We start from the raw sequence: 23,730 nt of genomic DNA, 5'->3' as shown, positions 1-23,730 counted from the left end.
GCTTTGCGTGGCTGGAGAAGAACCGCAGGTTATGGAAGAACTGCGAGCGCTGGCTCAATACCAGCTTGCAGTTCGTCCACTTGGCATTTCTGGCACTGCTACTCAGGAGATCGTAAACACGTTCTAAAAAAACCGATTCCCCCGCTCCGGCCGGGTGGGGGGCGACTCGCCGAACCGCGCCGTGGTGCTGCTGCCCTCGCGGTAGGCCAGCACGGCGCTGGCCAGGGCGAAGTCCTCGGGGTAGGTGACCTTGAAATTCTGCGCCCCGCCCGCCACCAGCTTGGGGCGGTGGCCTGCGGCCTCCATCGCGCTGGCCTCGTCGGTGGCGGCATCGCCCAGTTTTTCCAGCGCGTGCAGCAAAGGCTCCAGACGGAACATCTGCGGCGTTTGCGCCAGCCATTTGTCGCTGCGCTCCAGCGTTGCCACCACGCGCACCCCGCCCGGCCCGGTGACGGCGGTTTTCAGCGTATCGGGAATCTTGTGCGCCAGCAGGCCCCCCACGCTGTCGTGCTGGCATTCGGCAATCAGGGTTTCGATTTGCAGCGGCGTCACCAGGCAGCGTGCCGCATCGTGCACCAGCACCCAGTCGTGCGCCTGGGCGCCGCGCTGCTGCAAGGCCCGCAGCGCCCCCAGCACGGTCTGCGCCCGTGTCGCACCGCCGCACGGCACAGTGAAGTAACTGCCGCCAGGGTAGGCATTCAGAAAATCGTCTCCCGGCGCCACCGCTACCAAGGTACTCACCAGTTGCGGCACTGCTGCAAAAGCCGCCAGGGTGTGCAGCACCAGCGGCTGGCCCAGCAAGCGCTGGTACTGCTTGGGCAGCGCCGGATCGCCCATCCCCGGTGCGACGGCCCGCGTGCCATTACCGGCACAGGGAATCACCCCCCAGAAGCGCGACGCATTCCGGTCAGGAACAGAAGAGGAGAAAGGAGAAGGAGCAAGGCTGGCGCTGGACATGGCCGCGATGATAGCGGCCCTGCTGCCAGGCCTTGCACCGGATACCGCGCTCGGGAAGCAGGCAAGAAAAAAGCCCTGCCTGCATCGGCAGACAAGGCTTTCTCTTTTATCTCTGGCAGGGGAGGAAGGACTCGAACCCTCGCATGCCGGAATCAAAATCCGGTGCCTTAACCAACTTGGCGACTCCCCTACGGAAACGAGGATTATGCACGATTTTTTGTCTTGACCTCAAAAAAATCGGCGTTTTTGCAGTTCGGCACGCGAAAAAATCTGCGCCCCCGGACAAGGAAACCCGAAAACCCGAAAATGCCTGGTTTTCCCACCCCTCCTTCCTGTCTTCACCCTGCCATGCCACAACGCGATTCCCTGTCCCCCTCCACCCTCTGGGGTCTGAGCATTGCCGCCATGGGGCTGGCCCTGATCGCCGGCTGGGGATACATCGCACAACGCGAACAGTTGCAGCAAGAGCGTGCCCTGCGGGCCCAGCAAGCGGCCTACGCCGTCTACGAACGCAGCACCCGCGCAGAGATTCCCTCAGCGGCCCAAAACGCCGCCCAGCAGGAACGCCTGCGCCGCCACGAGGAAGCCCGCCAGGTACGCCAGACCTTGCTGCAGCATCCCAACGTCACTCCCGGCCCGGGCTTCAACGCCCCTGGCGTACAGACCACCGGCCTGGCCATCGTCGAAGCCATCGACCGTGCCCAGGGACAGTAACCCGGCAGCATCGACCATGACCTCCACTTGCGCCCCCACGTCCCTCCAGGCCAGCATTTATCTGGCTGGCGGTTGTTTTTGGTGTGTGGATGCGATTTTCTCCCGGGTGCGCGGGGTGCTGGGGGTGTGCAGCGGCTATGCCAACGGCCACCTGCCCCACCCCAGCTACGAACAGGTGTGCAGCGGCACCACCGGCCACGCCGAGGTGCTGCAAGTGGTCTACGACCCGCAGGTGCTGCCCCTGGCCGAGCTGCTGGAGATTTTCTTTGCCACCCACGACCCCACCACGCCCGACCGCCAGGGCAACGACGTCGGCCCGCAGTACCGCAGCGGCATCTACACCACGACGGCCGAGCAGCTGGCCGTGGCCCAGGACTATGTGGCGCAACTGAATCAGCACCGCGCCTTTCCTGCCCCGGTGGTGACCGAGGTCGCCCCGCTGACCGCGTTCTATCCCGCCGAGGATGGGCACCAGGACTACTTCGCCCGCCATCCCGAGGCCGGCTATTGCGCCTGGGTGATTGCGCCCAAGGTGGCCAAATTCACCGCCCGGTTCGCACAGCACACCCGTTGAACCTTGCCGCCGCCGGGTTGCGACAAGGTGCGATCGGCTTTTGTTTTTATAGCTGCCCGCGTTCTGCTGTTCGGCGCTAAAGGCCTTTTCTTTACTAAACCTCTTGGCATCGTCCCGCACCACGGAAGGCGGCGGGCCTATAGTGCGCCCCCTATGCTGCGTCTTTCCAACTTTGGCCCCCACGCCCGCCTGCTGGGCATGATCATTCTGTGGGGGGCCTCCTGGCCCGCCGGGCGCATCGTGGCCCAGGCCATGCCGCCGCTGGCCGCCGCCAGCCTGCGGTTTCTGCTTGCCCTGCTGGTGCTGCTGCCCTGGATGTACCGCAGCGGCGGCTTTGCCCAGTTGAAAGACTGGAGCCTCCAGCGCTGGCTGGGCATGGGGCTGGCCGGATTTTTCGGCGTCTACGCCTACGCCAGCCTGTTTCTGTCGGGCCTGCAATACGTGCCGGCAGGCAAGGCGGCCCTGCTGATCACCCTGAACCCGGTCGTCACCCTGCTGCTGGCCGTGTGGCTGTTCAAGGAGCGCATCAACACCATCATCAGCCTGGGCATGGCAATGGCCTTTGTCGGTGCCATCATCGTGATTGCCCAGGGCGACCCCCGGCACATCCTGCAAGGACATCTGGGGCTGGGCGAGGTGCTGATCCTGGGCTGCGTGGCCTGCTGGGTGGCCTACACGCTGCTGGGCCGCTGGGTGATGACCGGAGTAGATGCCCTCTCGGCCACCACCGTCACGGCGGCCATCGGCGCGGTGCTGCTGCTCGTCACCAGTCTGGTCGTGGAAGGCCCGGCCGGGATGCAGGCCACCCTGCACAGCGGCTGGACGGCCTGGGGGGCCTTGCTGTTCCTGGCCTTCGGTGCCACGGCCCTGGCCTACGCCTGGTTTTTTGAAGGGGTGAAACGCCTGGGCGCGGGCGCAGCGGCGGGCTACATCACCCTGGTGCCGGTGGTGGGGGTGGCCATTTCGGCGCTGCTGCTGCACGAGGCACTGGATGCCAGCCTGCTCATCGGCGGCACCCTGGCCGTCCTGGGCACGGTCATCATGCAGCGCGGACGGCGTTAGAACCGCCAGAAACGCCATCGCGAAAGCCGCACCCAGGGTAATCCCCCTGGACATATTCAAACAAGCCCAACTCTTGATGCAATAAAAGTGCCTTGAAAGAACTTATAACAATTACTTTCTGCGCACCAAAGTAATTCAAAGCAATTTTTTTGATCGATCTGTAGCCTGTGCTACCGATTCGTGCAAACGTGGCTGCTAACGTAGCCGCCATACGCACTCCCTATCAAGAAATAGGCCATGAATTACTTTGGAGACGACAGCAGCGCCACAGCCGACATCCCCTGGCTGACGTTCGACAATCTGGCGATTTGGGACAAGGTTTTGCATCTTGGCCGCCCCATTCAGTGGTCGCGCGGCACGGTGATTCGCCGCCCGGGCGACCCGGCCCGGCAGATGTTCTTGATTTGCACGGGGCTGATCAAGGTCTGCGCCATCAGCCGCTGTGGCTTGCAACGCACCCTGTGGCTGATGGGCCCCGGCAGCTTGCTGGGCGAAGCGGCCCTGTTTGGCCATAAACCCTATCAGCATGAAATCCTGGCCTTGCAGGAAAGCCGTGCCTATGAGTTTTCAGGCCCGGAATTTACCCAGGAGATACTCACCCACCATCCTGATTTAAGCCACCAGTTGCTGCTCAATCTGGCGACAAAATCTTATATCAGCTCCTCCGGGGTGGAAAGCAGCACGTTTTTAACAGGCTCGCAGCGCGTTGCCAAACTGTTGAATGGCCTGGATGTGCTGCATAAAAATACAGAAATAAAAATATCCCATGCCCTGATGGCGGAAATACTCGGCATGCACCGGGTCACGGTAAGCAACGCCATTCGCCTATTCAAGAAAGTAGGGTTTCTGGATGAAACCCCGCAAGGCATTCGCGTGATCGATTCGTTTGGGCTGACCAACTTTGTTGAAAGTCCTTCCAGTGCCCGCTAGTGCATTCACTAGCTTTTTATTTACCAAGGAGACTACCATGCACCACTATCCTGCCGAACCCTACAAAATCAAAGTCGTGGAACCGATTGCGGTCACCACCCGGGAACAGCGGGTTCAGTATCTGGCAGAAGCGGGCAACAATACTTTTCTGCTGCGCTCCGACCAGTGCTATATCGATTTATTGACCGATAGCGGCACGACCGCGATGAGTGATTACCAGTGGGCCGGCATGATGATGGGCGACGAAGCCTATGCCGGTAGCCGCAACTTTATCCACTTGCAGGAAACGGTGCGCAAATACTACGGGTTTCGCCACATCATCCCCACCCACCAGGGCCGTGGCGCGGAAAACCTGCTGTCCAGAATCTGCATCAAACCCGGCGATTATGTGCCGGGGAACATGTATTTCACCACCACCCGCGCCCACCAAGAACTCAATGGCGCCACCTTTGTGGACATCATCATCGACGAAGCCCACGACTCGCAAATCGACCTACCCTTCAAAGGCAATGTCGATATTCAAAAACTGCAACGCCTGATTGACGAAGTGGGGGCCGAGCGCATCCCCTACGTTTGCGTGGCCGTCACCGTGAATCTGGCCGGGGGCCAGCCCGTCAGCATGGAAAATCTGCGCGAAGTGAAAAAGCTGTGCAGCGCCCACGGCATCAAAGTGATGTTCGATGCCACCCGCTGCGTGGAAAATACCTATTTCATCAAAGAGCGCGAAGCCGCCTACCATGACCGCAGCATTGCCGATATTCTGCTGGAAATGATGGGCTATGCCGACGGCTGCACCATGAGCGGCAAAAAAGACTGCCTGGTCAATATCGGCGGTTTCCTCTGCATGAACGACGACGATCTTTACCAGCGTGCAGCGGAACTGGTGGTGCTGTTTGAAGGCATGCCCAGTTACGGCGGGCTGGCGGGCCGGGATATGGAGGCGATGGCCCGGGGTATCGAGGAATCCGTCGATTACCACTACATCCACCACCGCATCAGCCAATGCCGCTATCTGGCCGATGCGCTGGCTGCTGCCGGCATTCCCATCGTCCGCCCCGTCGGCGGGCACGCCGTTTTTCTGGATGCCAGGGCGTTTCTCGACCACCTGCCGCAGGACGAATTTCCGGCGCAAACCCTGGCTGCGCAGCTGTATCTGGAAAGCGGCGTGCGCAGCATGGAACGCGGCATCGTATCGGCAGGGCGCGATGCCAGAACCGGCGACCACCACCGCCCCAAACTGGAACTGGTGCGCCTGACGATTCCGCGCCGTGTGTATACCTACGCCCACCTGGACGTGGTGGCGCAGGCGTGCATCGACCTGTACCAGCGCCGCCACGAAATCAAAGGGATGAAGATGGTGTACGAGCCCAAGCTCCTGCGCTTCTTCACTTCCCGTTTTGAATCATTGGATTGATTTCAGAAACAAAAGCACGGCCCCGCCGAATGCAGGCGGGGCCGTATGAATATCAATATTAAAACAAATTATAATCCGGAGACATTATGAATCCCTCATCCACCCCAGAACAAAAGCAGCCCTCCATTGTAGGGGGCATCATGATCGTTGCCGGCACCGTCATTGGTGCTGGAATGCTGGCATTGCCGATTATTTCGGCAGGCATGTGGTCATTATGGACAGTGCTGGTTCTGGCAACGACCTTTTTCATCATGCTGGCCAGTGCCAACATGATATTACGCGCCAATCTGCGCTTTGACCCCGGTGCAAGCTTTCATACCCTGGTGAAGAATACTTTGGGGCCGGTATGGAATATCGTCAATGGCCTGTCGGTCGGTTTTGTGCTGTATATGCTGCTGTACGCCTACACCAGCGGCGGCGGGGCGACCGTGTGGCATAGCCTGGGTCTGGATATTCCGCAAAGCATGGTCAGCCTGCTGTTTGGCGGCACTTTGGCGGTCTGTATTTTCTGGAGTACCCAGGTCGTCGATCGCCTCTCGACGATTTTCGTCATCGGCATGATCATTACCTTCTTTGCCGCCATTACAGGCCTGCTGCCTGCCTTGGAAGTGGAAAAAATCCTCACCTTGAGCACAGTACCGGATGCCCAGCCCACCGCCTGGTTTGTTCTGGCCGCCCTGCCGTATTTTCTGACGTCCTTCTGCTTTCATGCCAGCGTTCCCAGCCTGGTCAAATACTATGGCAAGGATGAGGCCAAGATCAGAAAATGTATTTTCTATGGTCTGCTCATTGCAGGCGTCTGCTACACCATCTGGATATTTGCAGGCTTTGGCGTGCTGGGGCGGGAATCCCTGCGTGATGTGTATGCGCAAGGCGGCAACATCAACCATTTTCTTGCTGCCGTAGAAAGTATTGTCTCCACCCCCTGGATTTCTTACTGCATTTCCATTTTTGCTTTTCTGGCCGTCGTCACCTCGTTCCTGGGCGCAGGGCTGGGACTGTTCGACTATATTGCAGATTTGCTGGGGTTCGATAACTCTCTTGGCGATCGTCTGAAGACCGCCGCCATTACCTTTGTGCCGCCCATCCTGGGCAGCACCATGTTTCCCGACGGTTTTATCATTGCCATTGGTTTTGCCGGTTTTGCAGCGGCCATCTGGTCGGTCATCATTCCTGCGGCCATCGAATGGAAACACCATCGCCAGACGGGGACAAGCGGCGGATATGGCGCCCGTATTTTCAGCACGACCCATTTTGTCAAAGTGGTGCTTTTCTACGGGGTCATTACCTCCATTTTCCACCTGCTCTCGCCCGACGTTCTGGACGTGTTGCCGGTGTACCGCTAGGCAGCGGTACAAAGCATCCCTAGGCTTTTCCAGCCCGTGGGCACTTGCAGCGGGCATACCCCGCCACGGTGTACGCCAGCACCGTAGTGCCCACAGCCCCCAGGCCAAAGACCAGGGCGATCAGAAACCAGTCGGCCGGGCCGCCCGCATCGGTGAAGCCCGAGGACGACACCTTGGCCATCAGCACCAGGGCCAGCACGCCGCCAATCGCTCCTATTGCTTGAGCTATTACCACGCGCCGGGCAACGATTTTGCGTTCCTTCAATAGCAAAAACAAGAAGGCAAGCGTGCCACCAGCTATCAGAATGATGAGCAGCCACAGCAGCGGCGTGCCCAGCATTTCCTGAAAGACGTACCAAAAGATCAGGGGATCGAGTTCTTTCATGGCTTATTCCTTCCGGTAAGGGGGTTAGGCGCGGCCGCGCAACATGCTGATGTAGGTGGGTTTGAGGGCCATGGTCTTCATGACCCAGCTGATCCACAGCTCCTCCAGCGGCGCGATGACGCCGGGGAAGGACGGGGTCAGGTTGTTCTGGTAATCGAACTCCACCAGCATCGCCTGCCCCAGCCGGGTAATCAGCGGGCACGAGGTGTAGCCGGTGTAGAGCGCATCGGATTGCTTGCCCTGGATATCCGCCACCAGGTGATCGACGGCCACCGGCACCTGCCACTTCACGCTGGCTGCCGTCTTGCCCTTGGGCACCCCGGCGATGTCGCCCACGCCGAACACGTTGGGGTAGCGCACGTGGCGCAGCGTGCCCTTGTCCACCTCCATCCAGCCCTCGGCAGCCCAGTTGCCTGTCTGCCAGGGCAGGGGGCTGTTGCGCACGGCTTCGGCGGCCCGCATGGGCGGGATGACGTGGATGAAGTCCCAGTTCTGCTCCTCCGTGCCTTCCGGCGTTTTGAAGGTGGCGATGCGCTTGCCGGGGTCGATGGCCGTCAGCACCCGGTTGTACTGGGTCTGGATGCCGCGCTCCTGGAACAGCATGCGCACCTTCTCCGAGACGATGGGCACGCTGAACAGGGCCGCGTTGTTCGAGAAATAAACGAACTCCGCCTTGCTGCGCCCGCCCTGGCGCGTGGCGCGGTCTTCGCTCAGAAAGGTGTATTTGAGCGGGGCGCCTGCGCACTTCATCTCGGTATTGGGACGGGTGAACACGCCGCGCCCGCCCTGGCTGGCGAACTGCTGCATCAGGCCCCAGGTGGCGCTGGCCGCCTCCGGGCCGTTGTAGATGCTGCCGATGCCATGCTGGCCGATCAGCCCCGGCTCCATGCCCTCGATCAGGCCGTATTCCAGTTGCAAGCCGGTGGCGACGATCAGGAAGTCATACGGCAGCACCATGCCGGATTCGGTGACGACCTTCTTGCCCTCGGGATCGATCTCGGCGACGCGCTCCTCGACCAGCTCCACGCCCTGGGGCACGTAGCTGCTGGTTTGCGAAACCACGTAGTCCGCCGGTTTGATGCCCGCCCCTACCAGGGTGAAGCCCGGCTGGTAATAGTGCTGCTTGCGAGCGTCCACCAGGATGATCCGTGCGCCCGACAACTGCTGCGCCAGGCGCGAAGCGGCGGTCAACCCCGCCGCCCCGGCCCCGGCAATCACGATGCGGGCTTCCGTTTTGACCTGGGGCGCAGCCTGGGCGCTTTGCGTAGCCGTGGCGGCAGCGGCGGCCCCTGCCGTCAGCAGTTTGAGCCAGTCGCGGCGATTGAAGTCGATGTGGCGCATGCGCTCCTCCTGAAGTGATGATCTTTGATTAACAAGAATACAATTTATTATTTTCTAAAGTATATAGATACAAACTCTCACTGCCAAGGCCCGTCATCCCAGGGTTTGCCCACGTCTGCGGCCTGTCGCAGGCACTTTCCCCATTGTCGATGCTCGGCGGGGGATTACTGTCCATACGGTACAAAATTGCTTTCATCGGCGTTCACCCGTAACGGCTTGCCGGTAAACGGAAAGGCCCGCTGCGGGCAAGCGCTGCGCTCGCACACCTTGCAGCCCATGCCGATGGGGGTGGCCGCCTCCAGGTTGCGCAAGTCCAGCCCCTTGGAATACACCAGCCGGTGCGCGTGCTGCACGTCACAACCCAGGCCGATGGCAAAGTTCTTCCCCGGCGCCCCCCAGCCGCGCCCTTCGTGGGTGATGCTGCGGGCAATCCACAGATAGACGCGACCATCGGGCATGCTGGCCAGTTGCGGCAGGATGCGCCCCGGCTGGGCAAAGGCTTCGTACACATTCCACAGCGGGCAGGTGCCGCCGGTCTTGGAAAAGTGAAAGTGCGTGGCCGACTGGCGCTTGCTGATGTTGCCTGCCCGGTCCACGCGGATGAAGAAAAAGGGCACGCCCGGCGCATCGGCCCGTTGCAGCGTCGATAGCCGGTGGGCCACCATCTCGTAGCCCACGCCGAAGCGCTGGCCCAACAGCTCAATGTCATAGCCCAGGCTTTCCGCCGCCTGTAAAAAACGCCCATAGGGCAGGATGAGCGCCCCGGCCACGTAGTTCGCCAGCCCGATTCCGGCCAGGCGGCAGGTGGCCTCGTCGTGCCAGTGGTGGGTGCCCAGAAGCTGCTGCATCTGCGGTTGCAGCTCCAGCAGGGCCAGTTGCGTGGCCAGTTGGAAGGCTTGCTGGCTCGGCTGCAAGTCCGCCGACAGGTGCAGGGTGCGACTGGCCGCGTCAAAGCGGCGCAGGGGCGCATCGCCGGATTCCGCCTTCAGCACGAAAACGCCGTGCTGGCTGCGCAGGTGCTGGGCCAGCCATTCGTGCAGCGCCCCGCCCTGGGTCTGGGCCTGCTGGGCCAGGGCTTCGCCCGCACGGTCGAGTACGTCGAAATAGTTGCGATGGGCAAAAAAGAAGTCGCGCACCGCCTCGAACGGCATCTGGCCCTGGGGCAGCGCCTCGTCGACCAGGGACTGGTCTTCGTCCATGCCCACGCGGCTCAGGCGGTCGGCCAGGGTGTGCAGGCGCTGCGTGTCCTGCTGGTGGCGGCGGTGCATGGCCAGCAGGGTTTGCGAAAGCTGGGGCAGCTTGGCGGCCAACTCGCGCAGCTCGGCCTGGGGCACGGCAGGCAGATCGGGCACGGCGGCAACGGCATCCGAGAGCTGCGCCACCAGGCGGGCCTGCGCATCCTCGGAAAACTGCTGGATGTCCACCCCCAGCACACGGTGCACCTTGAGCAGCACCGGCACGGTAAACGGGCGCTGGTCCTGCTCCAGCTGGTTCAAATAACTGGGCGAAATGCCCAGCGCCTGGGCCAGCGCCACCTGGGTCAGCCCGCGCTCCTGGCGCAGCGAGCGCAGGCGCACGCCCATGAAAATCTTGGCCAATGGAATATCTCCGTAAAGGGGCTGTTGCCCTCAATGTAGGCGCAAGCATAGCGGCCCTAACCCACCACGCCGTCCGGCAGCGGCTGTGCCCGGATGCTGCGCCACTGCCACGCACAATGCGCCAGCCGAATCAGCAGGTACACCGCCCAGACGGCCAGCAGCCTCCCGTGCAGGTCACCCTGTTGCACCATGCCCCAGTTGGCCGTGCCCATCACCATGCCCACCAGCAGCGCTGACCACCCCCAGTGCAGCCGCCGCCCATGCCAGGCCAGCCAGGCCGATTGCATCCCCTCGGCCAGCCAGAAAGCCGCCACGCCCAGCAGCCACCAGCCGCTGGCGGTGGCTGCAGAGAAGTGCAGCAGCGCCAGCCCCATGCAGCACATCAGCAGCAGGCGCTCGCCCAGTGCCAGGAATACCTGGCGCAGCACCGCCCGCTCCAACTGGCTGCGCGGCGGCATACCGGGCAGCAGGAACAGGCCGGCCCGCTGCGCCGCCTTGGCATCCAGCATGGTTCGCAACCCCTCTGCGCCACTGCTGGTCGATACCACCATCGCGACCATGAAATACAGGACAAAGCTGTTGGACATTCCCGGCCACCGGTGCAGCATGACCAGCAACACGGCCACGATGGCCGCCGCGCCCAGCCACACCAGCACGCGACCCCGGCGGCCCCACATCTGGCGGAAGGTCTGGCTGCCTGGCCCCAGCATGGCCGCCAGCAGGTCACGCCCCTGCACAGGCTGTGCTGGCAGCGCCTGCCCGGCCCCGCGTTGGCCATGCCGGTCACACCGGGGCCAGGCCGCTGCATCCTGCAAACGCTCCAGCAGCTGCATGGGCGAGCCGGCCACCCAGGCGCCGAACGGTACCAGCAAGGGGCTATGCAAACCCTGCAAGCGCCAGCGCCACAGGCCCCAGAGCAGCAGCAGGGCCAGCCCGCCGCCCGCCGCCGATGCCCAGGGCAGGTGCAGATAGCTCCAGCACAGCGCCAGCGGCCCCACGGCCAGCGGCAGCAGCAGCACCGGCAGGCTGATGAGCAGTACGCCGCAGGCCCAGCCCAGCCACAGCGCGGCGGCCACGGCGGCGATGTCCACCCGGGCAAAGGCGGGCGTGGGCCACAGCCCGGCGACCAGGGTGGGCAGCGCCACCGCCAGCACGCCATGCAGGGCCAGCCCGCGCAGCAGCACGCCCCAGGCGCCCGGCAGCCGCAATGCGGCCATGCCATGCAGCGACTGCACCAGCGGCAAGCCCAGCAGCAGCCACCACAGCAGGCCGGACAAGGCCCAGGTCTGGAGCTGGAACATGCGCCACTTGGGGGCCGCGCTCTGGTGCATGGGCAGCGCGGTCAGGCCCAAAAATGCCACCAGCAGCAGCACCCCCAACAGCATCCAGCCCCAGCGCCCCAGCACGGCGTGGAGCCAGCCGCGCCCGGTCAAGGTCGATGCCGCCGTCATGCGGCCCCCTGGGCAGCGCCCGCCATTTCCACAAACAAATCCTCCAGCGGCAGAGGGTGCAGCCGCGCCCCCGCAGGCAGCCCTTCCGGCAGCCCTGGCAGCGCATCCGGCCCCGGCTCCAGGCGCAGCAGCAGGCTCCACCCGCCTTCGGGCAGGGGACGGCGGCTGACTTCTGCGGGCAAGGCCATCTCCGGCAGGGGCGCGGCAGGCGGCCACCACAAGCGCCGCCAGCCGTCCTTGATGTCGTCCAGGCCGGCGTGCAGGCGCATCTGCCCCTGGTGCAGCAGCGCGATGTGCGAGGCCACGCGCTCCAGGTCGGAAATGATGTGGGTGGAGAACACCACCGTCGTCCCCTCCTGCGCGGCCAGATCGACGATTTCGCGCAGCAGGGCGCGGCGGGCCAGGGGGTCGAGGGCCGAGGCCGGCTCGTCCAGCACCAGCAATTGCGGGCGCGGGGCCAGGGCGCGGATGATGGCCACCTGCTGGCGCTCGCCCGGCGACAGGGTCAACATGCGCCGCCGCGTGTCCATGCCTGCGGCATCCAGCATCCGCTGCACCAGGGCCTTGTCCCACCGGGGATACAGGCCCGCCACCAAGCCCAGCATCTGCTCGATGCGCAGCCAGTCGAAGCCTTCGGGCCGCTGGGGCACATAGCCCAGCCGGTTTTTTTCCGCTTCGCCCAGGCTGCGGGCGGGCACGCCCCACAGCCACGCCTGCCCGGCATCCGGGGCACGCAGGCCCAACAGACATTCCAGCAGCGTGCTTTTGCCCGCGCCGTTGCGCCCCACCAGGCCCAGGATGCTGCCCGGCGCCACGGCCAGCGTCACCCCGTCCAGCACGCACTGCGGGCCGTAGCGCTTGTGCAAGGCCTGCGCTTGCAGCGGCCACGCGGCCAATGCAGGCGCTGGCGCCTGTTCTTCCCTGGTCAAGACATTCATTGCCGTCGGTTCCTTTCCTGGCTTTCTGGGGTATTCGGTATTCATTCGGCGCCCTCGTGCAGGCAGGCGTGCAGCGCCTCCAGCACGGCGGCGGGCGGCAGGCCCAATTGCCGCGCCTGCAAGGCCAGGGCGTGCAGCGCAGGCGCCAGGGCGCCCAGGCGCTCGGCCTGGGGGCGCTGCTCCTGGGGCTGGGCGGCCACCACCATGCCCTTGCCGCGCTGGCGCTCCAGCACGCCCTGGGCTTCCAGCTGGGTATAGGCTTTGGAGACGGTCATCGGATTGATGGCATGGGCCGCCGCCACGTCGCGCACCGAAGGCAGCCGCGTGCCCGGCGGGCATTGCCCGGCGGCCACCAGCCGCGTGACCTGCCCGACGATCTGCCGGTAAATCGGCTCGGGCGCGGCAGGTTCGATATGCAGGTTCATGGCTTCCATGTGTATCAGTATATCAATACACCATAGAAACAAATCCATCCGATGAAAATTTGCAAAATTTGCAAAATAGGCACTTGTGGTTTGCCATGTTTTGCAAATTCAGGGCTTTTTCACAAACGGAAGTTTGCGTAAATTGCGAACCAGCCTTGAATCCGTCTTTTGACCTTGTGAAAGAAGCCAGCCCACCATGAACAACCAAGCCCACCGCAAAACCCTGCCCGGCACCGAGGTGCAGTACTACGACACCCGCGCCGCCATCGATGCCATCGAACCCGGCGCCTACGCGGGCCTGCCCTACACCAGCCGCATCCTGGCCGAACAGCTGGTGCGCCGCTGCGACCCGGCGCTGCTGACCGATGCGCTCAAGCAGCTCATCTACCGCAAGCGCGATCTGGACTTTCCCTGGTACCCGGCCCGCGTGGTGTGCCACGACATCCTGGGCCAGACGGCGCTGGTCGATCTGGCCGGTCTGCGCGATGCGATTGCCGATCAGGGCGGCGACCCGGCCCAGGTGAACCCGGTGGTGCCCACGCAGCTCATCGTCGATCACTCGCTGGCCGTGGAATACGCCGGTTTCGACCCCGACGCGTTCGAGAAAAACCGCGAGGTGGAAGAGCGCCGCAACGCCGACCGCTTCCACTTCATCGACTGGTGCAAGACCGCGTTCGAGAACGTGGACGTGATCCCCGCCGGCAACGGCATCATGCACCAGATCAATCTGGAAAAAATGAGCCCCGTCATCCAGTTGCGTGACGGCATCGCCTTCCCCGACACCTGCGTCGGCACCGACAGCCACACCCCCCACGTCGATGCCCTGGGCGTGATCGCCGTGGGCGTGGGCGGGCTGGAAGCCGAAACCGTGATGCTGGGCCGCGCCAGCATGATGCGCCTGCCGGACATCGTCGGCGTGGAGCTGAAAGGCAAGCGCCAGCCCGGCATTACCGCCACCGACATCGTGCTGGCGCTGACCGAGTTCTTGCGCAAGGAACGCGTCGTGGGCGCTTACGTCGAGTTCTTCGGCGCAGGCGCCGACAGCCTGACCATTGGCGACCGCGCCACCATCTCCAACATGTGCCCGGAATACGGCGCCACGGCGGCGATGTTCTACATCGACCAGCAGACCATCGACTACCTGAAGTTGACGGGCCGCGAGCCTGCCCAGGTGGCCCTGGTGGAGCAATACGCCAAGGAAACCGGCCTGTGGGCCGATGCGCTGAAAACCGCCGAATACGAGCGCGTGCTGACGTTCGACCTGTCCACCGTGGTGCGCAACATGGCCGGCCCCAGCAACCCGCACCGCCGCCTGCCCACGTCCGATCTGGCCGAACGCGGCATTGCCGACGAAGCCAAGCTGCAAGCCGGCAAGGGCGAAGAAGCCCAGGGCCTGATGCCCGATGGCGCGGTCATCATTGCCGCCATTACCAGTTGCACCAACACCAGCAACCCGCGCAACGTGGTGGCGGCCGGTCTGGTGGCGAAAAAGGCCAACGCCCTGGGACTGGTGCGCAAGCCCTGGGTGAAAACCTCGTTCGCCCCCGGCTCCAAGGTCGCCAAGCTGTACCTGGAAGCCAGCGGCCTGCTGCCCGAGCTGGAAAAGCTGGGCTTCGGCATCGTTGCCTACGCCTGTACCACCTGCAACGGCATGAGCGGTGCGCTCGACCCGAAAATCCAGCAGGAAATCATCGACCGCGACCTGTACGCCACCGCCGTGCTGTCGGGCAACCGCAACTTCGACGGTCGCATCCACCCCTACGCCAAGCAGGCTTTCCTGGCCTCGCCCCCGCTGGTGGTGGCCTACGCGCTGGCCGGTACGATGCGCCTGGACATCGAACAGGACGCGCTGGGCTGCGATGCCCAGGGCAAGCCCGTCACGCTGAAAGACCTGTGGCCCAGCGACGAGGAAATCGACGCCATCGTCGCCGCCAGCGTCAAGCCCGAGCAGTTCCACGCGGTGTACGAGCCGATGTTCAGCATCCGCCGCAGCAAGGAGGAAAAAACCTCGCCCCTGTACGCCTGGCGGCCCACCTCCACCTACATCCGCCGCCCGCCCTACTGGGATACGGAAGGCGTGGGCGCCCTGGCCGCCTTCCCCCGCACCCTGAAAGGGATGCGCCCGCTGGCCGTGCTGCCGGACAACATCACCACCGACCACCTGTCGCCGTCCAACGCCATCCTGCTGGACAGCGCTGCCGGTGAATACCTGCACAAAATGGGCCTGCCCGAGGAGGACTTCAACTCCTACGCCACCCACCGGGGCGATCACCTGACCGCCATGCGTGCCACCTTTGCCAACCCCAAGCTGTTCAACGAAATGGTGAAGAACCCGGACGGCACGGTCAAACAAGGGTCGCTGGCCCGCGTGGAACCCGAAGGCCAGGTGATGCGCATGTGGGAAGCCATCGAGGTCTACATGAACCGCAAGCAGCCCCTCATCATCGTCGCCGGTGCCGACTACGGCCAGGGTTCCAGCCGCGACTGGGCCGCCAAGGGCGTGCGTCTGGCCGGGGTGGAGGCGATTGCCGCCGAAGGCTTCGAGCGCATCCACCGCACCAACCTGATCGGCATGGGCGTGCTGCCGCTGGAGTTCAAGCCCGGCACCAACCGCAACACCCTGCAACTGGACGGCACCGAAACCTATGACGTGGAAGGCGACCTGGCCCCGCGTGCAGACATGACCCTGGTCATCCAGCGCAAAAACGGCGAAGTGGTGCGCGTGCCCATGACCTGCCGTCTGGACACCGCCGAAGAAGTGTCCATCTACGAAGCGGGCGGCGTGCTGCAACGCTTTGCGCAGGATTTCCTAGCTGGTGCCGCTTGATTAAAGCCATATTCAGGAATGAATCCATCTGAAAACCTTTATTCACCAGCGGTACAAGCTACCAAAGATTGAGCAAAGCATGAGCAACACTGCGCAAATCCGCATCCCCGCCACCTACATCCGTGGCGGCACCAGCAAGGGCGTGTTCTTCCGCCTGAGCGATTTACCGGCCAGCTGCCAGGTGCCGGGCCCCGCCCGGGACAAGCTGTTCCAGCGCGTCATCGGCAGCCCCGACCCCTACAGCGCCCACATCGACGGCATGGGCGGGGCCACGTCCAGCACCAGCAAGTGTGTGATCCTGTCCAAAAGCGAGCGCCCGGAACACGACGTGGACTACCTCTACGGCCAGGTGTCGATCAACACCGACTTCGTGGACTGGAGCGGCAACTGCGGCAACCTGTCCACCGCCGCCGGGGCGTTTGCCATCCATGCCGGGCTGGTCGATGCCAGCCGCATTCCAGACAACGGCACCTGCGTGGTGCGTATCTGGCAGGCCAACATCGGCAAGACCATCATTGCCCACGTGCCGATCACCAACGGGCAGGTGCAGGAAACCGGCGACTTCGAGCTGGACGGCGTGACCTTCCCCGCTGCCGAGATCGTGCTGGAGTTCATGGACCCGTCCGACGACGGCGACGATGGCGGCGCGATGTTCCCCACCGGCAACCTCGTCGATACGCTGGAGGTGCCGGGCGTCGGCAGCTTCCCCGCCACCATGATCAGCGCCGGTATTCCCACCGTGTTCGTGAACGCGGCCGACATCGGCTACCAGGGCACCGAGCTGCGCGAGGACATCAACAACGACCCCGCACAACTGGAACGCTTTGAAAAAATCCGCGTCGCCGGTGCCCTGCGCATGGGCCTGATCCAGACGCCGGAAGAAGCCCTGAAGCGCCAGCACACGCCCAAGATCGCCTTTGTCAGCCCGCCCAAAAGCTACACCGCCTCCAGCGGCAAGGCGATTGACGCGGCAGATGTCGATTTGCTGGTTCGCGCCCTGTCGATGGGCAAGCTGCACCACGCCATGATGGGCACCTGCGCCGTGGCCATCGGCACGGCAGCGGCCATCCCCGGCACGCTGGTCAATCTGGCCGCCGGCGGCGGCGAGCGGGAGGCGGTGCGCTTTGGCCACCCCTCGGGCACGCTGCGCGTGGGCGCACAAGCCCAACAGGTCGATGGCCAATGGCAGGTGACCAAGGCGGTGATGAGCCGCAGCGCCCGCATCCTGATGGAAGGCTGGGTGCGCGTGCCCGCCGAAACCCTCGAATAACCCCTTCTTTTTTCCCTTTCCCTTTTTCATTCCAAGGAGCGACACGATGACGACTGAACAAGCAGCCCCCACCTTCAAGCCCAAAAAGTCCGTGGCCCTGTCCGGCGTGACCGCCGGCAACACCGCGCTGTGCACCGTCGGCAAGACCGGCAACGACCTGCACTACCGTGGCTACGACATTCTGGAGCTGGCCGACCAGTGCGAGTTTGAAGAAGTGGCCCACCTGCTGGTGCATGGCAAGCTGCCCACCCGCGCCGAGCTGAAAGGCTACAAGGACAAGCTCAAGGCCCTGCGCGGCCTGCCCGCCAACGTCAAAGCCGCGCTGGAGCAGCTGCCCGCCGCCAGCCACCCGATGGACGTGATGCGCACCGGCGTATCGGTGCTGGGCTGCGCCCTGCCTGAAAAAGACGACCACAACCTGGCCGGTGCCCGCGACATTGCCGACCGCCTGATGGCCTCGCTGGGTTCCATGCTGCTGTACTGGTACCACTTCAGCCACAACGGCAAGCGCATCGAGGTGGAAACCGACGACGACACCATCGGCGGCCACTTCCTGCACCTGCTGCACGGCCAGAAGCCCGCGCAAAGCTGGGTGGATGCGATGAACATCTCGCTGAACCTGTACGCCGAGCATGAGTTCAACGCCTCCACCTTCACCTCGCGCGTGATTGCTGGGACGGGCAGCGACATGTATTCGGCTATCACCGGCGCCATCGGCGCCCTGCGCGGCCCCAAACACGGCGGCGCCAACGAGGTGGCCTTTGAAATCCAGAAGCGCTACGACAACCCGGACGAGGCCGAGGCCGACATCCGCGCCCGCGTGGAACGCAAGGAAGTGGTCATCGGCTTCGGCCACCCCGTCTACACCATCAGCGACCCGCGCAACGTGGTCATCAAGGGCGTGGCGAAAAAGCTGTCGGACGAAGCCGGTTCCACCAAGATGTACGACATCGCCGAGCGCCTGGAATCGGTCATGTGGGAAGTGAAAAAAATGTTCCCCAACCTGGACTGGTTCAGCGCCGTCAGCTACCACATGATGCAGGTGCCCACCGCCATGTTCACCCCCCTGTTCGTCATCGCCCGCACCAGCGGCTGGGCCGCGCACATCATCGAGCAGCGCGTGGACAACAAGATCATCCGCCCCAGCGCCAACTACACCGGCCCGGACGACCTGAAGTTCGTGCCCATCGACGAGCGCAAGTAATCATCCACCATAGCTGCTAACGCATATGAATAAACGATTTCAGTATCAAAACATGCTGGAATCCTTATTCAGACAGCGCAAGCAGCTATCCAAACCATGAAAGCTGGCCCTCGATGCTTCGCGCCAGCTTTTTTCTTTTGCAAAGGACTGCCATGACCACCACCCAACAACAACTGCGTGCCCTGATCGCCCAGCGCCGGGGCGTGATCGTGCCCGGCGCGTTCAACGCCATGTCCGCCCGCCTGGTGGCCGACATGGGCTTTGAAGCCATCTACGTCACCGGCGCCGGCGTGACCAACATGTGGTTCGGCCTGCCTGACCAGGGCTTCATGGGCCTGACCGACATCGCCGACCACACCGCCCGCATCCGCGAAGCGGTGGACGTGCCCCTGATCGTCGATGCCGACACCGGCTTCGGCAACGCCCTGAACACCTACCACGCCGTGCGCACCCTGGAGCGTGCCGGGGCCGACTGCATCCAGCTCGAAGACCAGGTCAGCCCCAAGCGCTGCGGCCACTTCAACGGCAAGGAAGTGATCGAAGCCAGCGAGATGATCGGCAAAATCAAGGCCGCGTGCGATGCCCGCCGTAACAGCGACACCATCATCATGGCCCGCACCGATGCCGCCGCCATCCACGGCTTCGATGCCGCCGTCGAACGTGCCCAGCAGTACGCCGATGCCGGTGCCGACCTGCTGTTCGTCGAGGCCGTCACCAGCGCCGAGCACATCGCCGCCCTGCCCCAGCGCCTGAAAACGCCCCAGCTGATGAACATGGTGATCGGCGGCAAAACGCCCATCACCAACACGGCAGAACTGGCGCGGATGGGCTACGGCATCGTCCTGTACGCCAACGCCGCCCTGCAAGGCGCCGTCGCCGGGATGCAACGCGCATTGGGCGTGCTGAAAGCCGAAGGCCACATCCAGGAAGACCCGAACCTGGTCGCCCCGTTTGCCGAGCGCCAGCGCCTGGTGAACAAGCCGATCTGGGACGCCCTAGAGAAAAAATACCAGTAACGCACGCAGCAGCCCCCAAGGCCAACAACGCTTGTAGAGTTTCAAAACTTTGCAAGCGTTTTTTCTTTTTGTTACTAAAATCCCGGCACACCCGTTCGTTTTGCCCCGCCACCCGGCTGGGCTATTTTTTTGACTTCAGCTTTCATGCCCTTGCCTGCCCTTTCCGGTTCGCCACGCCCAAGCCGTGCGCATAAAACCATCCCCGAGACGCACCAAGCCGTCGGCTACCAGGCCGATGCGCTGATGCTGTGCCTGCTGCTCATCTCCTGCCTGCTGGCGCTGCCCGTCGGCTGGCTGTATTCGGACATCGCCATCGCCCTGCTGTGGGGCAGCCCCCTGGCGCTGACCGGGGTGGTGCTGTTTGCCGTGGCACGCGGCAGCGCCCTCACGCGCTATGGCCTGACGATGCTGCTCGCCCTGACGGTGGTGCTGCATATCCAGGTATCCCTGGGGATGCTGGAATTTCACTTTGGCGTTTTCGTGGTGCTGGCCCTGGTCATGGTGTACCGCGACTGGCGCGTGGTGCTGGCCAACGCCGTGCTGTTTGCCGTGCACCACCTGCTGTTCGACCGTCTGCAGGCCTGGGGCTTTGGCCTGTACTGCATGCCGCAGCCCAGCTTTGTACGTATCTGGCTGCACGCGGTCTACGTCATCGTGCAGACGGGCACGGAAATCTTCATCCTGATGCGCATGTCACTGGCCTTCCGCCAGGGGGCGGAGCTGCAGGCTCTGGTCGAAGCGGTGCAGCACAACGGGCGCTTCAGCCTCAACGTCGGCCACCTGCCCCTGCACACCGCCCTGGGCCGACAACTGCAGACGCTGTTCCTGCACCTGCACGACACGGTGCAAACCGTGCGCAATACCGTCGGCCAGGTGCAGACGGCAGGCACGGAAATTGCCGACGGCAGCCTGGATTTGTCCGCCCGCACCGAAGCGGCCAGCAGTGCCCTGGCCGCCACCATGGGCACAGCCAGCCAGGTGCTCCAGGCCGTGGAGCAGACCCGTGACCTGGCCGGACAGGCCGATGCGCTGACCTCATCGGCAGCGCAAATCGCGCAGTCCGGCACGACCATGGTGCAGCAGGTGGTCGACAGCATGGGCAGCATCGACGTTCAGGCCAAACAAATTGCCGAAATTGTCGCCGTCGTCGATAGCCTGGCCTTCCAGACCAATCTGCTGGCGCTGAACGCCGCCGTGGAAGCGGCCCGCGCCGGCGAGCAGGGCCGCGGCTTTGCCGTGGTGGCCGAGGAGGTGCGCCGCCTGGCGCTGCGCAGCGCCGATGCGGCCAAGGAAATCCGGGCACTCACGCAGACCTCCGCAGACAACGTGGCCCAGGGCGTGGCGTTCAGCAGCCGGGCGCTGCAAGTGATGCAGGAGCTGCTGAGAGACAGCAAGGCTGCCGCCCGGCACATGCACGAAATCGTCACCGCCACGCGCGAACAAAGCACCAGCATGGCGCAGATTTCCGGCGCCATCGAAAATCTGGAAACCAGCATGGCGCAAAATGCCGCCCTGGCCGAACAATCCAACGCTGCGGCCACCAGTCTGCGCGAGCAGACCGAACGCCTGGCCGCCAGCGTGCAGGCCTTTGACGATTAAGAAAATCCACTTCCCATGAGCACTGTTCACCTGATCGACCACCCCCTCGTCCAGCACAAACTGACCCTGATGCGCCGCAAGGAGGCCAGCACCAACAGCTTCCGGCGGATGCTGGGCGAACTGTCCACCCTGATGGCCTACGAGTTGACGCGCGACATGCCGCTGCAGGAGATCGAGATCGAAACCCCGCTGGAGACCACCACCGGCAAGGTCATCGACGGCAAAAAGCTGGTGCTGGTGTCCATCCTGCGGGCCGGCAACGGCTTTCTGGACGGGATGCTCAACGTCGTGCCGGGTTCGCGCATCGGCCACATCGGGCTGTTCCGCGACCCGCAAACGCTGCAGCCGGTGGAGTACTACTACAAGATGCCCGAGAAGATGTGCGAGCGCGACGCCATCGTCGTCGACCCCATGCTGGCCACGGGCAACTCGGCCGCCGCCGCCGTCACCCACCTGAAAAACCGCAGCCAGCCCAAGAGCATCAAGTTCATGTGCCTGCTGGCCGCGCCCGAGGGCATCGCCACCCTGCAGGCCGCCCACCCGGACGTGGACATCTACACCGCTGCCATCGACCGCCAGCTCAACGACCACGGCTACATCCTGCCCGGCCTGGGCGATGCGGGCGACCGGATTTTCGGCACCAAGTAGGTTCCGTCACACCCGCGCAGGCGGGTGAAAGATCGTGAACAGGTTCTCAGGCCGATAGCGCCAGAACCCCCTCGCCCTCGTTGGCCGCCTGGGCCGGCACGGCGGCATTGCCCAGATCGAACACCGCCACGGTGTGCACCAGTTCCTGGGCCTGCTGGCTCAGGCTCAGGGCGGCAGCGGCCATTTCTTCCACCAAAGCAGCGTTCTGCTGGGTGGCCTGGTCCATCTGCACGACGGACTGGTTGACCTGCGCCACGCCCTGGCTCTGTTCGCTGCTGGCGGCGGTGATTTCTTCCATGATCTGCGCCACCTGGGCGATGGACTGCACCACTTCGGCCATGATCTGGCCGGTCTGATCGACCTCCTGCGTTCCGGCCTGCACGCTGTCCATGCTGGAGTGGATGAGCTGCTTGATCTCCCGGGCCGCATCGGCGCTGCGCCCGGCCAGGGCCCGCACCTCGCTGGCCACCACGGCAAAGCCCCGGCCCTGCTCGCCGGCCCGCGCGGCTTCGACGGCGGCGTTCAGCGCCAGGATGTTCGTCTGGAAGGCAATCGCGTCGATCACCCCGATGATGTCGCCGATGCGGCCGGCGCTGGTCTGGATCTGCTGCATGGTGCGCACCACCGATTCCATCGCCTCGCCGCCCTGGGTCGCTACCTGACGGGCTTTTTGCGACAGCTGGTTCGCCTGCTGGGCGCTGGCGGCGTTCTGGCGCACGGTGGCGTTGAGCTGCTCCATCGTCGCCGTGGTCTGCTGCAGGGCGCTGGCCTGGTGCTCGGTGCGGGCCGACAAGTCCTGGTTGCTTTGCGAAATCTGCGCACTGGCCGTGGCAATGCCCTCCGAACCCTGGCGCACCCGCCCCACCACCTGCACCAGCCCGGCCTGCATCTGCTTGAGCGACAGCAGCAGGCGGGCCGTCTCGCTGCGGCCAGCGGCAGTAATGTTCTGCGTGAGCTTGCCGTCGGCCACCGCATCGGCCACGCGCATGGCGGTGGCAATCGGCTGGGTAATGCTACGGATGATCCACATCGACAGCAGCGTCGCGCCAATCAGGACGGCCACCGTCACGCCGCCAATCATCCAGTACATGTCGTTGACCGAGGTTTTGGCCACTTCCACCGACCGGTTCATCAGCCGGTTCTGCACATCCACCAGGTCTTTCAAAGAAGCGTGGTATTCGTCGCGCTTGGTCGGCATTTCCAGAATCAGCAGAAACAAGGCATCGTCCAGGCGATTTTCCCGCACCAGCGCTATGTAATGATCCTGGGCCTCGATATAGCGAAGCCGTGGCCCTTTGAAGGCTTCCAGAATCTGCGCCTCTTCCTCGTTCATGTCCTGGGTTTCAAGAAAATGCAATGCGTCGGCTATTTTCTTGCGGGTTGCCAATACTTTCTCGATCAAATCCTCGTGGCTGGCACTCTCCTTGTAGTGCAGCATGTGGCTGATGGAGACTTCGTTCGTGTTGAGCAAATCCTTGATTTCCTCGATCTTGACGACCTTGGGATATTGCTTTTGCATGACCGATTCAAAATCATCGTGCAGGTTTTTCGCCTTCCACAACGAAGTTGCACTGATGAGAAACAAAAGAACGGCCATCAAACCAAAACCAATTGAAAGTTTGGTACCGATTTTCAGATTATTGATATTCATCGTCACGCTCTCCAGCAACAACGGAATGCATTGCAAAACGTTACATTACTGGAAACTGACTTGGGGCACCGCGACAAATCCGAGTATTCAGGAAGGATTTTCTGCAATCTTTGTCCGACTGGCGACTTTTTCTTCCGGATTTGTCAAGTCGGTGATAGTTGCGCATCGGCATAGTCCAGGGGTAACCCTTGGATTTTTCGCCGGGCGTCATTTTTCCGGGCGAATTACGTGCAATCACGTATGCGGCAAACCCCTAGAGCGTGTTATGAACTTCCCGCACCAGCCAGTACCCGTACGGCGGCAGGCAACATGAGTACCGCAAAGACTAGGAAATGCAGCCCGCCGAGCACTTCGGGCAGTCGCTCATAGTCCCGCGAGAG

General features: G+C 63.4%; 21 protein-coding genes, 1 tRNA gene and 2 pseudogenes. 14 read left to right on the top strand and 10 right to left on the bottom strand.

Annotation, left to right across the window (positions count from 1 at the left end):
• Positions 1 to 116 (top strand): annotated as a pseudogene (locus tag ACFO3A_RS15265) (IS5/IS1182 family transposase); the annotation flags it as partial.
• Positions 117 to 123: 7 nt separating this feature from the next.
• Here the strand turns inward: ACFO3A_RS15265 and ispD are convergent.
• Positions 124 to 957 (bottom strand): 2-C-methyl-D-erythritol 4-phosphate cytidylyltransferase, encoded by an 834-nt coding sequence (gene ispD / locus ACFO3A_RS15260; RefSeq protein ID WP_377728150.1) that lies wholly within the window; start codon positions 955 to 957, stop codon positions 124 to 126.
• Positions 958 to 1,070: 113 nt separating this feature from the next.
• Positions 1,071 to 1,147: transfer RNA gene (locus ACFO3A_RS15255), tRNA-Gln, on the bottom strand.
• A 158-nt stretch (positions 1,148 to 1,305) separates the two neighbouring features.
• Here ACFO3A_RS15255 and ACFO3A_RS15250 point away from each other — a divergent pair.
• The 6 genes from ACFO3A_RS15250 to ACFO3A_RS15225 all read left to right on the top strand — a co-directional run bounded on the left by ACFO3A_RS15250 (position 1,306) and on the right by ACFO3A_RS15225 (position 6,997).
• Positions 1,306 to 1,671 (top strand): hypothetical protein, encoded by a 366-nt coding sequence (locus tag ACFO3A_RS15250; RefSeq protein ID WP_377728147.1) that lies wholly within the window; start codon positions 1,306 to 1,308, stop codon positions 1,669 to 1,671.
• Between the two features lie 16 nt (positions 1,672 to 1,687).
• Positions 1,688 to 2,245, top strand: a complete 558-nt coding sequence (gene msrA / locus ACFO3A_RS15245; RefSeq protein WP_377728145.1) for a peptide-methionine (S)-S-oxide reductase MsrA — start codon at positions 1,688 to 1,690, stop codon at positions 2,243 to 2,245.
• Positions 2,246 to 2,398: 153 nt separating this feature from the next.
• The gene (locus ACFO3A_RS15240; protein ID WP_377728143.1) at positions 2,399 to 3,307 is read left to right on the top strand and encodes a DMT family transporter; all 909 of its coding nucleotides are present in this window, start codon (positions 2,399 to 2,401) and stop codon (positions 3,305 to 3,307) included.
• Positions 3,308 to 3,544: 237 nt separating this feature from the next.
• A complete protein-coding gene (locus ACFO3A_RS15235; protein WP_377728141.1) occupies positions 3,545 to 4,237 on the top strand; it encodes a Crp/Fnr family transcriptional regulator in 693 nt (230 codons plus the stop codon).
• A gap of 37 nt (positions 4,238 to 4,274) precedes the next feature.
• A complete protein-coding gene (locus ACFO3A_RS15230; RefSeq protein ID WP_377728139.1) occupies positions 4,275 to 5,651 on the top strand; it encodes a tyrosine phenol-lyase in 1,377 nt (458 codons plus the stop codon).
• Positions 5,652 to 5,737: 86 nt separating this feature from the next.
• On the top strand, positions 5,738 to 6,997 hold the full coding sequence (locus tag ACFO3A_RS15225; RefSeq protein WP_377728137.1) for an aromatic amino acid transporter: 1,260 nt from the start codon (positions 5,738 to 5,740) through the stop codon (positions 6,995 to 6,997).
• Between the two features lie 19 nt (positions 6,998 to 7,016).
• Here ACFO3A_RS15225 and ACFO3A_RS15220 read toward each other — a convergent pair whose 3' ends face one another.
• From ACFO3A_RS15220 to ACFO3A_RS15195, 6 genes are all read right to left on the bottom strand, one after another.
• Positions 7,017 to 7,382, bottom strand: coding sequence for a DUF5368 domain-containing protein (locus tag ACFO3A_RS15220; protein ID WP_377728135.1), 366 nt, complete (start codon positions 7,380 to 7,382; stop codon positions 7,017 to 7,019).
• Positions 7,383 to 7,406: 24 nt separating this feature from the next.
• Positions 7,407 to 8,723 carry an NAD(P)/FAD-dependent oxidoreductase gene (locus ACFO3A_RS15215; RefSeq protein WP_377728132.1) on the bottom strand — a complete coding sequence of 439 codons (1,317 nt, stop codon included), beginning with the start codon at positions 8,721 to 8,723 and terminating at the stop codon, positions 7,407 to 7,409.
• 164 nt (positions 8,724 to 8,887) lie between these two features.
• Positions 8,888 to 10,321 carry a short-chain fatty acyl-CoA regulator family protein gene (locus tag ACFO3A_RS15210; protein WP_377728129.1) on the bottom strand — a complete coding sequence of 478 codons (1,434 nt, stop codon included), beginning with the start codon at positions 10,319 to 10,321 and terminating at the stop codon, positions 8,888 to 8,890.
• 56 nt (positions 10,322 to 10,377) lie between these two features.
• A complete protein-coding gene (locus tag ACFO3A_RS15205) occupies positions 10,378 to 11,772 on the bottom strand; it encodes a hypothetical protein (protein ID WP_377728126.1) in 1,395 nt (464 codons plus the stop codon).
• Positions 11,769 to 12,710, bottom strand: coding sequence for an ABC transporter ATP-binding protein (locus ACFO3A_RS15200; RefSeq protein WP_377728124.1), 942 nt, complete (start codon positions 12,708 to 12,710; stop codon positions 11,769 to 11,771). The genes ACFO3A_RS15205 and ACFO3A_RS15200 overlap by 4 nt, the downstream gene beginning before the upstream one ends.
• 41 nt (positions 12,711 to 12,751) lie before the next feature.
• Positions 12,752 to 13,144, bottom strand: a complete 393-nt coding sequence (locus tag ACFO3A_RS15195) for a GntR family transcriptional regulator (protein WP_377728122.1) — start codon at positions 13,142 to 13,144, stop codon at positions 12,752 to 12,754.
• Positions 13,145 to 13,331: 187 nt separating this feature from the next.
• Here ACFO3A_RS15195 and acnD point away from each other — a divergent pair, with 187 nt between their 5' ends.
• The 6 genes from acnD (at position 13,332) to upp (ending at position 21,699) form a co-directional block, all read left to right on the top strand.
• Positions 13,332 to 15,962, top strand: a complete 2,631-nt coding sequence (gene acnD, locus ACFO3A_RS15190; protein WP_377728120.1) for a Fe/S-dependent 2-methylisocitrate dehydratase AcnD — start codon at positions 13,332 to 13,334, stop codon at positions 15,960 to 15,962.
• Positions 15,963 to 16,041: 79 nt separating this feature from the next.
• Positions 16,042 to 17,232, top strand: a complete 1,191-nt coding sequence (gene prpF, locus ACFO3A_RS15185) for a 2-methylaconitate cis-trans isomerase PrpF (protein WP_377728118.1) — start codon at positions 16,042 to 16,044, stop codon at positions 17,230 to 17,232.
• Positions 17,233 to 17,278: 46 nt separating this feature from the next.
• Positions 17,279 to 18,436 (top strand): bifunctional 2-methylcitrate synthase/citrate synthase, encoded by a 1,158-nt coding sequence (gene prpC / locus ACFO3A_RS15180; RefSeq protein WP_377728116.1) that lies wholly within the window; start codon positions 17,279 to 17,281, stop codon positions 18,434 to 18,436.
• A gap of 152 nt (positions 18,437 to 18,588) precedes the next feature.
• Complete coding sequence (locus tag ACFO3A_RS15175; RefSeq protein ID WP_377728114.1) at positions 18,589 to 19,452, top strand: isocitrate lyase/PEP mutase family protein; 864 nt, start codon at positions 18,589 to 18,591, stop codon at positions 19,450 to 19,452.
• Positions 19,453 to 19,596: 144 nt separating this feature from the next.
• Complete coding sequence (locus ACFO3A_RS15170; protein WP_377728112.1) at positions 19,597 to 21,051, top strand: methyl-accepting chemotaxis protein; 1,455 nt, start codon at positions 19,597 to 19,599, stop codon at positions 21,049 to 21,051.
• A 15-nt stretch (positions 21,052 to 21,066) separates the two neighbouring features.
• The gene (gene upp, locus ACFO3A_RS15165) at positions 21,067 to 21,699 is read left to right on the top strand and encodes a uracil phosphoribosyltransferase (protein ID WP_377728110.1); all 633 of its coding nucleotides are present in this window, start codon (positions 21,067 to 21,069) and stop codon (positions 21,697 to 21,699) included.
• A gap of 46 nt (positions 21,700 to 21,745) precedes the next feature.
• Here upp and ACFO3A_RS15160 read toward each other — a convergent pair whose 3' ends face one another.
• Positions 21,746 to 23,296, bottom strand: a complete 1,551-nt coding sequence (locus ACFO3A_RS15160) for a methyl-accepting chemotaxis protein (RefSeq protein ID WP_377728108.1) — start codon at positions 23,294 to 23,296, stop codon at positions 21,746 to 21,748.
• On the opposite strand from ACFO3A_RS15160, the gene ACFO3A_RS15155 reads away from it, so the two are divergent.
• Positions 23,217 to 23,663, top strand: coding sequence for a hypothetical protein (locus ACFO3A_RS15155; RefSeq protein WP_377728153.1), 447 nt, complete (start codon positions 23,217 to 23,219; stop codon positions 23,661 to 23,663). The two genes, ACFO3A_RS15160 and ACFO3A_RS15155, sit on opposite strands and share 80 nt — an antisense overlap.
• Here ACFO3A_RS15155 and ACFO3A_RS15150 read toward each other — a convergent pair.
• A pseudogene (locus ACFO3A_RS15150) lies at positions 23,614 to 23,730 on the bottom strand (IS5/IS1182 family transposase); the annotation flags it as partial. The gene ACFO3A_RS15155 and the pseudogene ACFO3A_RS15150 overlap by 50 nt on opposite strands.

The organism is Comamonas nitrativorans, from assembly GCF_042654765.1.
GTDB lineage: Bacteria > Pseudomonadota > Gammaproteobacteria > Burkholderiales > Burkholderiaceae_C > Comamonas > Comamonas nitrativorans.
Note: the sequence above shows the minus strand (reverse complement) of the source record. Positions and strands in the feature narration are given on the sequence as shown.

What these genes read in the sequence shown, in the direction of transcription:
- ispD (WP_377728150.1), bottom strand. Translation starts at nt 957, where the DNA reads ATGTCCAGCGCCAGCCTTGCTCCTTCTCCTTTCTCCTCTTCTGTTCCT.
- ACFO3A_RS15250 (WP_377728147.1), top strand. Translation starts at nt 1,306, where the DNA reads ATGCCACAACGCGATTCCCTGTCCCCCTCCACCCTCTGGGGTCTGAGC.
- msrA (WP_377728145.1), top strand. Translation starts at nt 1,688, where the DNA reads ATGACCTCCACTTGCGCCCCCACGTCCCTCCAGGCCAGCATTTATCTG.
- ACFO3A_RS15240 (WP_377728143.1), top strand. Translation starts at nt 2,399, where the DNA reads ATGCTGCGTCTTTCCAACTTTGGCCCCCACGCCCGCCTGCTGGGCATG.
- ACFO3A_RS15235 (WP_377728141.1), top strand. Translation starts at nt 3,545, where the DNA reads ATGAATTACTTTGGAGACGACAGCAGCGCCACAGCCGACATCCCCTGG.
- ACFO3A_RS15230 (WP_377728139.1), top strand. Translation starts at nt 4,275, where the DNA reads ATGCACCACTATCCTGCCGAACCCTACAAAATCAAAGTCGTGGAACCG.
- ACFO3A_RS15225 (WP_377728137.1), top strand. Translation starts at nt 5,738, where the DNA reads ATGAATCCCTCATCCACCCCAGAACAAAAGCAGCCCTCCATTGTAGGG.
- ACFO3A_RS15220 (WP_377728135.1), bottom strand. Translation starts at nt 7,382, where the DNA reads ATGAAAGAACTCGATCCCCTGATCTTTTGGTACGTCTTTCAGGAAATG.
- ACFO3A_RS15215 (WP_377728132.1), bottom strand. Translation starts at nt 8,723, where the DNA reads ATGCGCCACATCGACTTCAATCGCCGCGACTGGCTCAAACTGCTGACG.
- ACFO3A_RS15205 (WP_377728126.1), bottom strand. Translation starts at nt 11,772, where the DNA reads ATGACGGCGGCATCGACCTTGACCGGGCGCGGCTGGCTCCACGCCGTG.
- ACFO3A_RS15200 (WP_377728124.1), bottom strand. Translation starts at nt 12,710, where the DNA reads ATGAATGTCTTGACCAGGGAAGAACAGGCGCCAGCGCCTGCATTGGCC.
- ACFO3A_RS15195 (WP_377728122.1), bottom strand. Translation starts at nt 13,144, where the DNA reads ATGGAAGCCATGAACCTGCATATCGAACCTGCCGCGCCCGAGCCGATT.
- acnD (WP_377728120.1), top strand. Translation starts at nt 13,332, where the DNA reads ATGAACAACCAAGCCCACCGCAAAACCCTGCCCGGCACCGAGGTGCAG.
- prpF (WP_377728118.1), top strand. Translation starts at nt 16,042, where the DNA reads ATGAGCAACACTGCGCAAATCCGCATCCCCGCCACCTACATCCGTGGC.
- prpC (WP_377728116.1), top strand. Translation starts at nt 17,279, where the DNA reads ATGACGACTGAACAAGCAGCCCCCACCTTCAAGCCCAAAAAGTCCGTG.
- ACFO3A_RS15175 (WP_377728114.1), top strand. Translation starts at nt 18,589, where the DNA reads ATGACCACCACCCAACAACAACTGCGTGCCCTGATCGCCCAGCGCCGG.
- ACFO3A_RS15170 (WP_377728112.1), top strand. Translation starts at nt 19,597, where the DNA reads ATGCCCTTGCCTGCCCTTTCCGGTTCGCCACGCCCAAGCCGTGCGCAT.
- upp (WP_377728110.1), top strand. Translation starts at nt 21,067, where the DNA reads ATGAGCACTGTTCACCTGATCGACCACCCCCTCGTCCAGCACAAACTG.
- ACFO3A_RS15155 (WP_377728153.1), top strand. Translation starts at nt 23,217, where the DNA reads ATGACCGATTCAAAATCATCGTGCAGGTTTTTCGCCTTCCACAACGAA.
- ACFO3A_RS15160 (WP_377728108.1), bottom strand. Translation starts at nt 23,296, where the DNA reads ATGGCCGTTCTTTTGTTTCTCATCAGTGCAACTTCGTTGTGGAAGGCG.